General features: G+C 65.4%; 12 protein-coding genes and 1 pseudogene. 10 read left to right on the top strand and 3 right to left on the bottom strand.

All coding sequences use genetic code 11. The features are described 5' to 3' along the window. Positions 1-128 precede the first annotated feature (128 nt). From A6A40_RS26360 to A6A40_RS26350, 3 genes are all read left to right on the top strand, one after another. Positions 129-554: a tellurite resistance TerB family protein gene (locus A6A40_RS26360; protein ID WP_174718554.1), complete on the top strand. Its 426-nt coding sequence runs from the start codon at positions 129-131 to the stop codon at positions 552-554. Between the two features lie 362 nt (positions 555-916). Then, positions 917-1,165 carry a hypothetical protein gene (locus tag A6A40_RS26355; protein ID WP_108548797.1) on the top strand — a complete coding sequence of 83 codons (249 nt, stop codon included), beginning with the start codon at positions 917-919 and terminating at the stop codon, positions 1,163-1,165. A 75-nt stretch (positions 1,166-1,240) separates the two neighbouring features. Beyond that, positions 1,241-1,561 carry a hypothetical protein gene (locus A6A40_RS26350; protein ID WP_236784051.1) on the top strand — a complete coding sequence of 107 codons (321 nt, stop codon included), beginning with the start codon at positions 1,241-1,243 and terminating at the stop codon, positions 1,559-1,561. Positions 1,562-1,679: 118 nt separating this feature from the next. Here the strand turns inward: A6A40_RS26350 and A6A40_RS26345 are convergent, their stop codons facing one another. Continuing rightward, positions 1,680-1,889 (bottom strand): hypothetical protein, encoded by a 210-nt coding sequence (locus A6A40_RS26345; protein WP_236784050.1) that lies wholly within the window; start codon positions 1,887-1,889, stop codon positions 1,680-1,682. A gap of 545 nt (positions 1,890-2,434) precedes the next feature. Between A6A40_RS26345 and A6A40_RS26340 the strand changes: the two are divergent. The 6 genes and pseudogenes from A6A40_RS26340 to A6A40_RS26320 form a co-directional block, all read left to right on the top strand. Next, positions 2,435-4,599, top strand: a pseudogene (locus A6A40_RS26340) (PAS-domain containing protein); the annotation flags it as partial. A gap of 1 nt (position 4,600) precedes the next feature. Then, positions 4,601-5,734 (top strand): hybrid sensor histidine kinase/response regulator (locus A6A40_RS31840; RefSeq protein ID WP_236784049.1); only part of this gene is annotated, 1,134 nt, incomplete at its 5' end. 53 nt (positions 5,735-5,787) lie between these two features. Continuing rightward, entirely contained in the window at positions 5,788-6,462 is a 675-nt protein-coding gene (locus A6A40_RS26335; RefSeq protein WP_108548794.1) for a LuxR C-terminal-related transcriptional regulator, read from the top strand. Positions 6,463-6,502: 40 nt separating this feature from the next. Beyond that, entirely contained in the window at positions 6,503-6,823 is a 321-nt protein-coding gene (locus A6A40_RS26330) for a hypothetical protein (RefSeq protein WP_108548793.1), read from the top strand. 318 nt (positions 6,824-7,141) lie between these two features. Further along, positions 7,142-8,209: a DUF2806 domain-containing protein gene (locus A6A40_RS26325; protein ID WP_108548792.1), complete on the top strand. Its 1,068-nt coding sequence runs from the start codon at positions 7,142-7,144 to the stop codon at positions 8,207-8,209. A gap of 191 nt (positions 8,210-8,400) precedes the next feature. Beyond that, positions 8,401-9,576, top strand: coding sequence for a DNA polymerase IV (locus A6A40_RS26320; RefSeq protein WP_108548791.1), 1,176 nt, complete (start codon positions 8,401-8,403; stop codon positions 9,574-9,576). A gap of 140 nt (positions 9,577-9,716) precedes the next feature. Here A6A40_RS26320 and rnk read toward each other — a convergent pair whose 3' ends face one another. Together rnk and A6A40_RS26310 are read right to left on the bottom strand one after the other, a co-directional pair. Then, entirely contained in the window at positions 9,717-10,139 is a 423-nt protein-coding gene (rnk, locus tag A6A40_RS26315; RefSeq protein ID WP_108548790.1) for a nucleoside diphosphate kinase regulator, read from the bottom strand. A gap of 411 nt (positions 10,140-10,550) precedes the next feature. Next, positions 10,551-11,030 (bottom strand): Lrp/AsnC family transcriptional regulator, encoded by a 480-nt coding sequence (locus tag A6A40_RS26310; protein ID WP_108548789.1) that lies wholly within the window; start codon positions 11,028-11,030, stop codon positions 10,551-10,553. A gap of 206 nt (positions 11,031-11,236) precedes the next feature. Here A6A40_RS26310 and ald point away from each other — a divergent pair, with 206 nt between their 5' ends. Beyond that, positions 11,237-12,358, top strand: a complete 1,122-nt coding sequence (gene ald / locus A6A40_RS26305) for an alanine dehydrogenase (RefSeq protein WP_108548788.1) — start codon at positions 11,237-11,239, stop codon at positions 12,356-12,358. Positions 12,359-13,169 lie beyond the last annotated feature (811 nt).

Raw genomic sequence — 13,169 nt, 5'->3', positions numbered from 1 at the left:
CCCTCTTTTCTCAAATGCGATTCCCCTGGGGCCGGCCGCACGGGAAAAATCGGCGCCACCCCCATCTTGCACGGGATACCCCACGGACCCAAATGCGCGGACGTTTGGACCATTGGGGAGGTAGGAACATGGGTCTGTTCGATATGTTCAAGGGCAACGCTCCGCTGGAGCTGAACCCGCGCCGTGCGCTGGTCGTCTCGCTGATCTACTGCATGGGGTCGGACGGCGAGATCGATCCGGAGGAGGTCGGCCATCTGCTCTCCGTCCTCGGCCGCAATGCCACGCGGGAGGAGCTGGACCGCTGCTTCAAGTTCGCGCGCAGCACCCCGCCCGACACGTTCCTGGGAGAGGTGGCGCCGAAGCTGAACGAGCAGCAGCGCCTGTGCATCCTGCTGAACATGATCGACAGCGCGATGGCCGACGGCGAGGCGGAGCAGGGCGAACGCGACCTGATCATCCGCTTCCAGCAAGCGTTCGGTTTCGACGACGCCAGGCTGCAACCCTATTTCCAGGCGCTGGCGGCGAAGAACAGCCGGACCGTGCTGGACGCCTGACGGCCAGGTGAAGGCCGCTCCCGGTCCCGGCCCGCCGGAACCGGGAGCGGCCGGCAGCGCCTTGCCCGGATGGGGAAAAGCGCGGCCGGCGCAAGTGGGGATTGCCTGTGGAGTTCGCCGGAATTTGCCGCGTCTGACCCGCGAAACGGTCACAGGCGGAATAAACCGCACCGACCTATGTTGATGCAGGTTAAAGGCCGGCCACCGTCATCTTTGCCGACGCGCCCGCTGTGGCACGAATGTTCACATGTCAACGTTCAATTGTCACAGCCGAACGTCATAGGCATCGTTGTGGGAACCGGTCCGAAGGTTTAATCTGTTCGTGTCCCCAACCAATTCCCGAACATGGGAAGGTGCCATCCATGAATCTGAACAGTCTGGCCAGCGACATGGTGAAAACCGCTCTGGCCTGTGAAAAGGCGCTCCCCGGTCGGGCGAACGCCGACGACCATGATCTCGCCCGGCACATCCTGGTCGAACCCGACCACGCCTGGCACGTTTGCGAGACCTATGCCCGCGCCGTCCGCATACCGGTCGAACAGCTGCCGGTCAGCCAGCTCCGCGGCCTCATCAGCGACATCGTTCTGTCGAAACTTCCCCGTTACGACTGAGTTTCTCGATCCCAAGGGCCGGCGCCGTATCCGGCCGATGGCCGGAACGATCCGGGTGCTTCATTCCCGAAATTCATGTTCCGTGGTGCCACCATGGCGATCGAGCTTCATTCCTTTACCGTAACGCTGGCCGTCGCGGATTCCTCCGGCTGTTCCAGCGCCGCCGAACATCGTGCCCGCATCTGGAAGGCCGTGTCCGAGCTGTCGGCCGCCGTCCGCAATGCCGGCATGGCCACCGAGGCCCGCTTCCGCGGCCAGGACCGCCAGGGCCATGTCCTGTTCGAGGCGACCGACACCGGCGCCGCCTTCCTGCGCGGCCTGCCCGCCATCGCCCGCGTCGACGATGCGCGCATGGGCGGGGGCATGGGCGGGGGACGCGTCCAGCTGCGCCACTGACTTCGTCACCGAAGGGCCGACGGGCTTCCCCAGCCGCAAAGACGAAGGCCCGCCGCTCCGATCCGGGGCGGCGGGCCTTGCTGCTTTCAGCGCCGCTTTCGTCGCATGACGTTCGCGCTCACCGTGCGCGGTGGCGCAGGGGGCGGACGTTGCTTTCGGTCTCGACCTCTTCGGTCGGGCGCACCTTCTTCAGCTGAACGATGAAGCGCTCGGCGCCATTCTCCATGACGGCGATGCCGGTCAGGCCATGCGCCCAGTCGCACGGGACGACGTGGATCTCCTTGATGGTGGCGGTACCGGCGGCAAGCTCCGCGCGATCCAGGACCATGTCCCCGACCCGGAACCCCAAATAGGCGTCTATCAGCATTCTGTTGGGTGTCCGTCTTCCGTTTCAGGCCACGCACCGGGTCCGGCACCGAGGGCCGGGCTCGTTCACGATAAGCCATCTTGCCACAGATTGGGCTTTTCGCGACGCTTTCCCAGCGGCGGCGACGCAGTAAACCGACGGAGACCCCCGATCGTTCCAGCCGCGGACGGCCGGACATTGTTGCCGGCGGGCCGGTTGGGATAGGGTCTGCCGGCTTTCCATCCCCCGTCCCGTTCCCCTTCCCATCCGTCCAGAGAGGTCCGTCGGTCGTGCAGAGTTGGCTGGTTCTGGCCGTGTCGGCGGCCTATCTGGGGGGGCTGTTCGCCATCGCCTGGTGGGGCGACCGGCGCACCGCCGGCGGAACGCTGGTGCTGTCCTCCCCGCGCGCGGCCGGCATCCTCTATGCGCTGACGCTCTGCATCTACAACACGAGCTGGAGCTTCTACGGATCGGTCGGCCGGGCCTCGGCCAGCGGTTTCGATTTCCTGCCGATCTATCTGGCGCCGATGATCCTGCTGCTGGCGGCACGCCCCGTCCTGACCAAGATCATCGCCATCACCAAGGCGCAGAACGTCACCTCCATCGCCGACTTCATCGGCGCACGCTATGGCAAGAGCCAGGCGGTGGCGGCGCTGGTGACGCTGACGGCGCTGGTCGGCGTGCTTCCCTACATCGCGCTCCAGCTGAAGGCGGTGGCCGCCAGCTTCGACGTGTTGACGGCGCCCTCGCTGGCCGCCCCGGCGGCCCTGCCGCCGCCGATCTGGGGCGACACCGCCTTCGCGGTGGCGCTGTCGATGGCGGTCTTCACCATCCTGTTCGGCGTCCGCCACATCAACGCCAGCGAGCATCACCGCGGCCTGATGCTGGCCATCGCCTTCGAAAGCCTGGTGAAGCTGACCGTCTTCCTGGCGGTGGCGGCCTTCATCGTCTGGGGGATGTTCGACGGCTACATCGACCTGATCGCCCGGCCGCAGGCGGAGCCGCTGCTGTCGCCAAACTTCTCCGACCCGACATGGTGGTCGAACACGGCGATTTCGATCGTCGCCTTCCTCTGCCTGCCGCAGATGTACCATGTGATGACGGTGGAGAACGACAATCCCCGCCATCTGCGCGCGGCCGCCTGGATGTATCCGACCTATCTGGTGGCCTTGAGCGCGCTGATGATCCCCATCGCGGTGGCCGGTCTGGTCACCTTCGGTGACGGCATCAACCCCGACACCTTCATGATCACCCTGCCGATCGCAGCGGGGGCGAGCGGCTTCAGCCTGCTGTCCTTCATCGGCGGCCTGTCGGCGGCAACCGGCATGGTCATCGTCGCCGCGGTGTCGCTCAGCACCATGATGTGCAATGACGTGGTGATGCCGCTGCTGCTCAGCCGCCCGCGCTTCGCCGCCCGCGTCGGCCGGCGCGACATGGTCGGCACGCTGCTGCTGGTGCGCCGGCTGTCGGTGCTGGGCATCCTGCTGCTGGCCTATGTGATGCACCGGCTGGTCGACCGCGATTACCCGCTGACCGTCATCGGCCTCCTCTCCTTCGTCGCGGTGGCGCAGTTCGGACCGGCCTTTTTCGGCGGCCTCTACTGGCCGCGGGCCAACCGGGTGGGGGCGCTGGCGGGGCTGGGCGCCGGCTTCCTGCTGTGGGTCTACACCCTGCTGGTGCCGTCGATGGCCCGCATCGTCCCGGTGCCCGACGCGTTGTTCGATGTCGGTCCCTGGGGCATCGGCTGGCTGCGGCCGCAGGCGCTGTTCGGCATCGAAGGGCTGGACCCGATCTCCCACGCCAGCCTGTGGAGCCTGCTCGCCAACCTGATCGCCTTCGTCGCCGGCTCCCTGCTGGCCCGGCCCAGCGCGGTGGAGCGCACCCAGGCCGTCTTCTACACCACCGCCACCGCCGACCAGGACGACGACGACACCCCCCAGGCGCTCGCCAAGCTGGCCGACCTGCGGGCGCTGGCCATCCGCTTCGTCGGGGCGGAGCGCGGCAACGCCGCCTTCGACGCTTATGCCGCCGGCCGCAAGGGCGAGGCGGGGCCGGCCGACCTCGACGCCGTCCGCTTCACCGAGACGCTGATCGCCGGCGCCATCGGCGCGGCGTCGGCGCGGGTGGTGATGGCCGCCTCGCTCCAGGGCCGCTCGCTGTCGCGCGGCGACGCCATGGCGATGCTGGACGAGGCGTCGGAGGCGCTGCGCTTCAACCGCAAGCTGCTGCAGGCGACGCTGGAGAACATCGGCCAGGGCATCTGCGTGATCGACGCCGACCACCGCATCGCCGCCTGGAACCACCGTTACCTGGAGCTGCTCGACCTGCCGGCGGACATGGTGCGGGTGGGCGTGCCCTTCGCCGACCTGATCCGCTTCAACGAGCGGCGCGGCGAATACAGCGCCCACGACATGAAGGCGCTGCTGATCAACCGCGACACCGCCACCCTGCGATGGCCCTACCGCTACGAGCGGCGCCGGCCCGACGGCACGGTGCTGGAGATCGTCGCCAACCCGCTGCCGGAGGGGGGCTACGTCTCCACCTACACCGACGTGACCGAGCGCTACCGCGCCGCCGAGGCCCTGCGCGAGGCCAACGAAAGCCTGGAACACCGCGTGCAGGAGCGCACCGACGCCCTGCAGCAGGCCAAGGCGGAGGCCGAGGCGGCCAACGCCAGCAAGACCCGCTTTCTNCTGCAGCCGCTGAACGCCGCCCGCCTGTTCGTCTCGGCGCTGGAGGAGAGCATCCGCGTTCCCCTGCCGACGGTGGAGCAGCGGCTGTCCGAATGCGGCATGATCGACAATGCCGCCGCCGCCCTGCGCTCCACCGAGATGCTGCTGGGCGGGCTGCTCGACATCTCCTCGCTGGATGCCGGCAATGTCCGGGTGCAGCTGCGCAGCTTCGCCATCGACGAGCTGCTGGGCGGGCTGGGGGTGGAGTTCTCCGCCCTGGCACAGGAACGCGGGCTGACGCTGAAGGTGGTCGGCTGCGGCGCCGTGGTGCGGTCGGACCCGCAGCTGCTGCGCCGGGTGCTGCAGAATTTCCTGTCCAACGCCATCCGCTACACGCCCAAGGGCCGGGTGCTGCTGGGCTGCCGGCGGCGCCGCGATCCGACCCACAACAATTCTCTGGGGGGCGACCGCCTGCGCATCGAGGTGTGGGACACCGGCCCCGGCATTCCCGAGTCCAGGCACCACGAGGTGTTCGAGGAGTTCCGCCGGCTGGGCGGCGAAGACGGCAACGGCGACCCGACCGACAAGGGGCTGGGGCTGGGGCTTGCCATCGTCGACCGCATCGCCCGGCTGCTCGGCCATCCCGTCAGCATGCACTCCACCGTGGGGCGTGGCACCGGCTTCGCGGTGGAGGTGCCGATGGAGCGGGCACGCGCCGCCCCGGTGGACCGCCCCGTCACCGTTCCCACCGCCCTGTCGGCCGGGCTGCTGGTGCTGTGCATCGACAATGAGGAGCCGATCCTGGCCGGCCTGCGCGCCCTGCTCGGCCAATGGGGCTGCCGGGTGGCGACGGCGTCGGACGTGGCCGGCGCACTGGCGGCGCTCGTCCCCTTCGACGGCGCGCTTCCGGATGTGGTCTGCGTGGATTATCACGTCGGCAGCGGGCAGACGGGGCTTGCGGTTCTGGAGCGGTTGCGGGAATTGTGGGGCCGTCCGGTCAAGGGGCTGCTGCTGACCGCGGACCGGTCCGAAGCGGTGCGGGCCGAGGCGGAGCGTTGCGGCTGCGGCGTGCTCTACAAGCCGGTGAAGCCGGCGTCGCTGCGCCGCTTCCTGAATGGGGCGGCGCTGCAAAGCTCCGCTGTGGCCGAACGTTAGGGCCGGAACCGGACAAAAGCCGGGCGGCCGCGAATGGGGGGAGTGCGCAAGCCATGGGCGAGGACAACATAGCGGGCGAAGACGGAACGACGATCGTCATCGGCGACGACCACCCGCTGGTGCAGGCGGCGTTGCGCGACGCGCTGGGCAAGGCGATGCCGGAGGTGCGGGTGATCGAATGCCCGGACCTCGACTCGGTGATGGCCACGGTGGGGCAGCGGCCGGCCGACATCGACCTCGTGCTGCTCGACCTCAACATGCCCGGCACCCACGGCTTCGCCGGCCTGTTCATGATGCTGGCCCACCACCCGACCGTGCCGGTCGCCATCCTGTCGGCGCTCCAGGACTCCGACACCATCCGCCGGGCGCTGGCCTATGGCGCGTCGGGCTACATCCCCAAATCGCTGTCGATGCCGGCGATGGCCGACGCCATCCGCGCCATCCTGTCCGGCGAGACCTGGGCGCCGCCGCTGTCGGCGGTGTCATCGGAAGCCGACGAGGCAGAATCCGCCCGCCGCTTCGCCTCCCTCTCGCCGCAGCAGCTGCGCATCCTGACGATGATCGTCGACGGCAAGCTGAACAAGCAGATCGCGGGAGAGCTGAACGTGTCGGAACAGACGGTGAAGGTCCACGTCTCCAGCATCCTGCGCAAGCTGAACGTGGTCAGCCGCACCCAGGCCGCCGTCGTCGCCGGCCGGCTGGCGGTGGGCGGCGACGTGCTGCGGTGAGGACGAGCCCCTTTCCCGTGACCGACCCTGCGGTGCATCCATGGCCCTTCTTCTGAGCCTTTCGCTTGCCCTGTCGCTGATCGTCCTGCTCGGCGCCGCGGCGATGGAGCGGGCGGCGATCCTCGGCCGGATCAACGGGGCCAACGGGTTGACCATCCTGGTGGCGCTGGTCGTCTCGGCCGCCGCCTCCCTCCCCGTGGCCCTGCTCGCCGGCTGGATCGCCGGGTGGAGCGCCCTGCCGGCGGTCCTCGCCGGCTCGGCGCTCTATCATTGGGCGATGGCGAAGCTGTTGCTGGGCGGGTTGCAGGCCATCGCGTCCCGCATCGCCGCCGGAGATCGGGCGAAGTCGCCGTCGCGCTGAAGACAAGCCTCTCTTCGGTAAGGTCAATTGACCATCATATTCGTGAAGGCAGGAGCCCAGAAAACCCTAAATGTAAAAGCACAGATTAGAACTGCGCCTGCTCGTATTTGCTTAGCCTAATTATATTATTACAGGAGATACTTCAATCTATGCACGGGAAAATTGATGGTGCTTTGCAATGAAAGTGACGATCCATCGTTAACAGATGCACAGAGCAACCTATAAGAGCAAATACCTGACCAAAAATAAGTTCGTTGAGTGGCATGAAAGGCTGCGCTATAGACTTCAAGCGGTGTTTCCCCAATTGACAAGTTAGTTATGACCGACAATCTTGATCAGCCTTCCGGCAATGCTCTTACCGAGATTAGCGAGGCCATGGGCGCACTGACAACCGGCGTTCCGCCTGCGGTTCAGAAAACGTTTTGGAAAGCAGCAGGCCGAATTTTTACCGGTATGGCCGAAGTGCCTGCTTCGTATTTTGAGGGAAAGGCAGCTGTAATCAAAGCTAAGTACGAGAGTGAAGCCGCAGAGATAAGGGCGAAGCATGAAGCGCGCTCGAATATTATACGGCACAGCGGAGATGCCGCAGCTAGTCAATTCGCCGATCCCGCTTTGACTCAACGAGCTTTGGAATATCATGCCGCCGACATCGTTAGAGGGCAAAAAAATCGAGAAAACATTGCATTGATCGCTGCGAAAGCTCTTCGGGAAACCACAGATGCTGAGAATGCTCAGCCTAGCATCGATAAAGAAGTTGATAATGAAATCTCTGATGACTGGATGAACACCTTCTTAAAAGACGCTTCTCTAAAATCAATCACTGAAGTACAGGAACTTTACGGAAGGATACTTGCTGGCGAAGTGAAATCTCCCGGCGCCTTCTCGTTAAAGACTCTGCAAGTTGTTTCGACTTTGGAGCAAAGAACGGCCAAGATTTTTCAGGACTTCTGCAATTCATCTACCGATTTCGGGAGAGTCCGAATTATTGATCTTGGGAAACATGCCAGCGAAAATGGGTTAGCTTCGTATGGGCTTAGCTATAACAACCTCAGCGATCTTGTTGATGCTGGGCTTGTTCGAGCAGAGTTTTCAGAATACACAACTATTGCCAAGCCAACAGCAAAAATGTTTTGGTCATGCAATTTTGCAGGACGCGATGTCGCCTTGGTTTCCATTGAGGAATCCGCAGAAGCAGAAGAGAAGCTACAACTGAAGGGCCCATCGCTTACCCAAGCAGGCACCGAACTCCGGAGGGTAGTCCCTATGGAACCAAACAAGATTTATTTTGAAGATTTTTCAAAGTGGTTAAAAGATAGAAACCTCAGACTTATGATTATGCATCCAAATGAGCGCGGATCCTACAACGGAAGACCTTTTGAGATTTGATTTTACATCATTATCGTATTCAAGAAAGCAAAAGAAATAGCACTCCGCCAAAACGAGTGCTTCTTCTGCTCGCTCTGATGGTCAACGCTTTATGACACAAATGCGTATTGCCCTTCTGACGGAACACCTCGTTCTTCCTTTGTACGCATAAGCTGGCAGTTAGCGCGCGCCTTTGCTAAGCTGCCGCCATCATGATAGCGCCCCTGCACAGCGTCTGCCGCGACTGCGCCGCCGCCCTGCCGGGTGACGTGACGCGCTGCCCGAAATGCGGCAGCCGGCGGCTGTTCCGCCATGCGGAGCTGCACAGCCTGTCCATCGGCCACATCGACTGCGACAGCTTCTATGCCACGGTGGAGAAGCGCGACCGGCCGGAACTGGCGAGCCGGCCGGTGATCGTCGGCGGCGACGACCATCGCGGGGTGGTGGCCGCCTGCTGCTATGTCGCCCGCATGTCCGGCGTCCGCTCCGCCATGACGATCCGCGAGGCGCTGGACCGCTGCCCCGACGCCACCATCATCCGCCCGAACATCGCCAAATACAAAGAAGTCGGCCATCAGGCCCGTGCGATCATGGAGGCCTTCACCCCCCTGGTGGAGCCGATCAGCATCGACGAGGCCTATCTCGACCTCACCGGCGTCGAGGAGCGGCTCAGCATCAGCCCGGCCCAGGCGCTGGTGGAGATCGTCCGCCGCTTCGAGCAGGAGCTGCGCATCACCGCCTCCATCGGCCTCAGCCACAACAAGCTGCTGGCGAAGATCGCGTCCGACCTCGACAAGCCGCGCGGTTTCTCCGCGCTGGGCCGGGCGGAGGCGGCGGGCTTCCTGGCGCCCAAGCGGGTCACCATCCTGTGGGGCGTCGGCCCGGCGCTGGAGCGCAAGCTGTTCGCCGACGGCATCACCCGCGTCGGCGATTTGCAGGACAAGGACGAGCATTGGCTGGTCAAGCGCTACGGCGCCATGGGCCGGGTGCTGTTCAACTATGCCCGCGGCGAGGATTCCCGCCGGGTGCATCCCGAATCGCCGAGCAAGAGCATCTCGTCGGAGGAAACCTTCGACTGGGATGTCACCACCCTGCCCGCCCTGGCGCAGGAGCTGCGCCCGCTGGCCGACAAGGTCGCCCGCCGGCTGGAGCGCGAGGGGCTGCTGGGCCGCAGCGTGGTGCTGAAGCTGAAGACCAAGGATTTCCAGCAGCTGACCCGCTCCCGCCGGGTGGAGCCGACCCGCTCGGCCGAGACGATCCTCGCCGCCGGCATCGCCCTTCTGGAACGTGAGGTGGACGGCCGCGCCTTCCGCCTGATCGGCATCGGCTGCACCGACCTGACCCACCCGGAAACCGCGCCGGACCCGGAGCTGGACCTGTTCGGGTGATGAGCGGGCATGAATGATCATGGGCCCGCACCGCGGTGGATTCGATCATCGCCCGAGCCGGTGGGCTGCACGCCCTTGGCCCCCCGGCGGACGAAGCGGTTGTGGAGCGTCTTGCGTGCAGTCGCTCTTCCGGCCGCGGATCACGCGGCGACGGCGCCCCCGTCCGAAATGGGAGGCTCGACGGCCAAGACGGTGAGGGTCTTCGCCTCGCCGTCGCGCGTGTACCATGTGATCGACTGTCCTTCCGCGACGCCGATGAGGGCCGCGCCAATCGGGGTCAGCACCGACACCCGACCGGCCGCGAGGTCGGCATCACCCGGATAAACCAGGGTGACAGTCCGCTCCTGTCCGGTTGCCTCGTCCCGGAACGCCACGCGCGAGCCCATCGTGACCACCGTCGTCACGAGTTCGCTGGCATCGATCACCGCAGCGCGCTCCAGTTCGCCCGTGAGGTACTCGTATACATCGGGCAACCTCTCGGAAACGGCTTCGACCAGAGCCGAGAGGCGGTCATGGTCGGTGGCGGTCAGCACGATGGGCGGAAACTGGTCTGCGGGACGCATCAAGGTCTTCCTTCGCTTTTCTCGGCATTGCACAACCGACTGCCAGGCGGCGCCCCCCGGTGGACGCCCCATCGGTCATGCAGCGGTTGCACATGATAAACCCGCGACTGCATGGATGCGGTTCGAGCGGCTCTCTTGGATTCGGAGACTATGTTGGCCCCGGACGGTCCGGGAGCCTTGCCTCAGGCGACCAGATCCGGGGCGAGCGAGCCTGCGTGAACGCGGCCTGCACGCAGGAGATTACGGATATGGCGGGGCGGCAGTGTCATGGTTCCCCGAACTTGGACAGGTTCGCTCCGGAATTCAAGGATTACCCGATCACGACGGGGGCACGCGGCCCCCGCTCCCTGAAGCAAGCCCTTCCGGAGCGAACATGCCCCCTTGGGCGAGAGGAAGGCATTCCCGCAACGGTCAGTCGGCCTGTTCCTCCAGCGCCGGCAGGCTGCCGGGCCGCACCACGCTGCGGATGGCGAAGCTGGACTGGATGCGCTGGACGCCGGGCAGGCGCGACAGCGAATCCTTGTAGATGCGGTCGTAATCGGCGGGATCCCGCGCCACCACCCGCAGCAGGTAATCCGAACTGCCCGACAGCAGGTAGCATTCCCGCACCTCCGGACAGCGGCGCACCGCGGCGTCGAAACGGCGCAGATACTCGTCGGTCTGGCGCTCCAGCGTGATCTGGACGATGACGGTCACCGACTTTTCCTCGTCCGCCGTCTCGATGATGGCGGTATAGCCGCGGATCACGCCGGAATGCTCCAGCATGTGCAGGCGGCGCAGGCAGGCCGACGGCGACAGTCCGACCTCCGCCGCCAGCTTGGCGTTGCTCATCCGGCCGTCCTTGCGGAGAAGGCGCAGGATCTTGTGGTCCAGGGCGTCCAGGGCGTGCATGCAATTTTATTCGAAGACGTGGTGGATCATGCGGAAGCTCCACCACACTATGGGGGATTCATGCAAGGCTTTGCAGAGATTCACCCGCTCGGACGGACGTATAGTGACCCATCCGAGACAATCCGCCTGACCGATGGTTTCCGGTGACACCAGATCGGGTTCGACGGGGGTTCGCATCGGGGAGAACTCTCATGGTCACTTCTCGCATGGCCGCGCGCATCGGCGTGCCCAAGGAAATCAAGAACCACGAGTACCGTGTCGGGCTGACGCCGGCATCGGTCCGCGAACTGGCGGCGGAGGGCCACGCCCTGCTGATCCAGAGCGGCGCCGGGGCCGAGATCGGCTTTTCCGACGAGGCCTACCGCGCGGCGGGGGCCGAGATCGCCGGCACCGCCGAAGAGGTGTTCGCGAAGGCCGACCTTATCGTGAAGGTCAAGGAACCGCAGCCGGCGGAATGTCGCAGGCTGCGGCCGGATCAGGTCCTGTTCACCTATCTGCACCTCGCCCCCGATCCGGAACAGGCCCGGCTGCTGATGGAGAGCGGCTGCACCGCCATCGCCTATGAGACCGTCACCGACCGCGCCGGCCGGCTGCCTCTGCTGGCGCCGATGTCGGAGATCGCCGGCCGCATGGCGATCCAGGTCGGCGCCGTAGCCTTGCAGAAGAGCAACGGCGGCTCCGGACTCCTGCTGGGCGGCGTGCCCGGCGTGCTGCCCGGCAAGGTTCTGGTGATCGGCGGCGGCGTGGTCGGCACCAATGCGGCCCGCATGGCGATGGGGCTGGGCGCCGACGTCACCATCGCCGACCGTTCCATGCCGCGGCTGGCCCAGCTCGACGAATTGTTCGGGCCGCGGCTGAAGACCGTCTACGCCTCGGCCGACACGCTCGACAGGCTGGTCGCCGACAGCGATCTGGTGGTCGGCGCCGTGCTGGTGCCGGGGGCCGCAGCCCCGAAACTGGTGCGCCGCGACCAGTTGGCCGGCATGCGCCGGGGTTCGGTTCTGGTGGATGTCGCCATCGACCAGGGCGGCTGTTTCGAGACCAGCCACGCCACCACCCATTCCGACCCGACCTATGTGGTGGACGGGGTCGTCCATTACTGCGTCGCCAACATGCCGGGCGCCGTAGCCCGCACCTCCACCGAGGCGCTGAACCATGCCACCCTGCCCTTCGTCCAGGCGCTGGCCGGCAAGGGCTGGAAGCGGGCGCTAGCCGAGGATCCGCATCTGCTGGCCGGACTGAACGTCCATGCCGGACATTTGACCTACGAGGCGGTCGCCGACGCCCTGGGACAGCCCTTCACCGACCCCCACGGCATCGTCCGCTGAACATGTGAACAGCTGTTGACAAAGAACTGAACGAAATTCTGCGAAAGCGGGAGTTGTGGAAACTTCGTTCTGAAATCGGCAGCGACAGCGCGAGGAATGTTGTTTTTTTTCGCCGTAGAAAAGAGAGTGTTGCGCCTACGGATCAAGTTGCTTTACCTGTCTGTCACAAGAAAAAGGGTAGCATCCGCCACCGGCACCAAAGTGCCGGGGTGAGAGGCCAAGAACAGAATAGAACAGGGTAAGGCTCGGCGCCTTTCGCCGACTGGGCTGGGCCGGATGGCCGTTCCGTCCGATCCGGCCGCTTCACCACAGGTTTGCCCGGCAGCGATGCCGGTGGGGACGCCACGGCCGCAAGCCGTGCCGCGCAAGTGGGAGCTGTTGACCATGGTCGAACGACGGAATGCCGCCCGGGTGCGGGACCGCGCCCCCGCGACAGTGTCGCGCGTCCGGATGACGTCGCCGCTTGTCCCGATGGTCGCCGGCCCGGTTCCGGGCCGCCGGACCGTTCCGGCCCTCCACATGCAGACCCGCAGCGGTCCCCCGATCCGCCTTTGACCGAAGCCCCGCCGGATCCCGCATCCGGCGGGGCTTCGGCAAGAACCGGGTGCGGCGGCGGGGTTCCAAGCGTCCCCTGCCTCGGTCCTGGATGTTCTCCCCCGTTCATCCGGATCGGAACTCCGCCGCCGCACACGGCTCAATCCAGTTTTTTTCGCGTGCCTGCCTATTCGGTGATCTGGGAGAGTGGGAGAAGAGCGCCTGATGGATTATTTCATACAGCAATTGATCAACGGCTTATTACCCGATCACGACG

This window comes from Azospirillum humicireducens, assembly GCF_001639105.2.
GTDB lineage: Bacteria > Pseudomonadota > Alphaproteobacteria > Azospirillales > Azospirillaceae > Azospirillum > Azospirillum humicireducens.
Note: the sequence above shows the minus strand (reverse complement) of the source record. Positions and strands in the feature narration are given on the sequence as shown.

What these genes read in the sequence shown, in the direction of transcription:
- A6A40_RS26350 (WP_236784051.1), top strand. Translation starts at nt 1,241, where the DNA reads ATGTTCCGTGGTGCCACCATGGCGATCGAGCTTCATTCCTTTACCGTA.
- ald (WP_108548788.1), top strand. Translation starts at nt 11,237, where the DNA reads ATGGCCGCGCGCATCGGCGTGCCCAAGGAAATCAAGAACCACGAGTAC.
- A6A40_RS26320 (WP_108548791.1), top strand. Translation starts at nt 8,401, where the DNA reads ATGATAGCGCCCCTGCACAGCGTCTGCCGCGACTGCGCCGCCGCCCTG.
- A6A40_RS26360 (WP_174718554.1), top strand. Translation starts at nt 129, where the DNA reads ATGGGTCTGTTCGATATGTTCAAGGGCAACGCTCCGCTGGAGCTGAAC.
- A6A40_RS26355 (WP_108548797.1), top strand. Translation starts at nt 917, where the DNA reads ATGAATCTGAACAGTCTGGCCAGCGACATGGTGAAAACCGCTCTGGCC.
- rnk (WP_108548790.1), bottom strand. Translation starts at nt 10,139, where the DNA reads ATGCGTCCCGCAGACCAGTTTCCGCCCATCGTGCTGACCGCCACCGAC.
- A6A40_RS26310 (WP_108548789.1), bottom strand. Translation starts at nt 11,030, where the DNA reads ATGCACGCCCTGGACGCCCTGGACCACAAGATCCTGCGCCTTCTCCGC.
- A6A40_RS26345 (WP_236784050.1), bottom strand. Translation starts at nt 1,889, where the DNA reads ATGGTCCTGGATCGCGCGGAGCTTGCCGCCGGTACCGCCACCATCAAG.
- A6A40_RS26330 (WP_108548793.1), top strand. Translation starts at nt 6,503, where the DNA reads ATGGCCCTTCTTCTGAGCCTTTCGCTTGCCCTGTCGCTGATCGTCCTG.
- A6A40_RS26325 (WP_108548792.1), top strand. Translation starts at nt 7,142, where the DNA reads ATGACCGACAATCTTGATCAGCCTTCCGGCAATGCTCTTACCGAGATT.
- A6A40_RS26335 (WP_108548794.1), top strand. Translation starts at nt 5,788, where the DNA reads ATGGGCGAGGACAACATAGCGGGCGAAGACGGAACGACGATCGTCATC.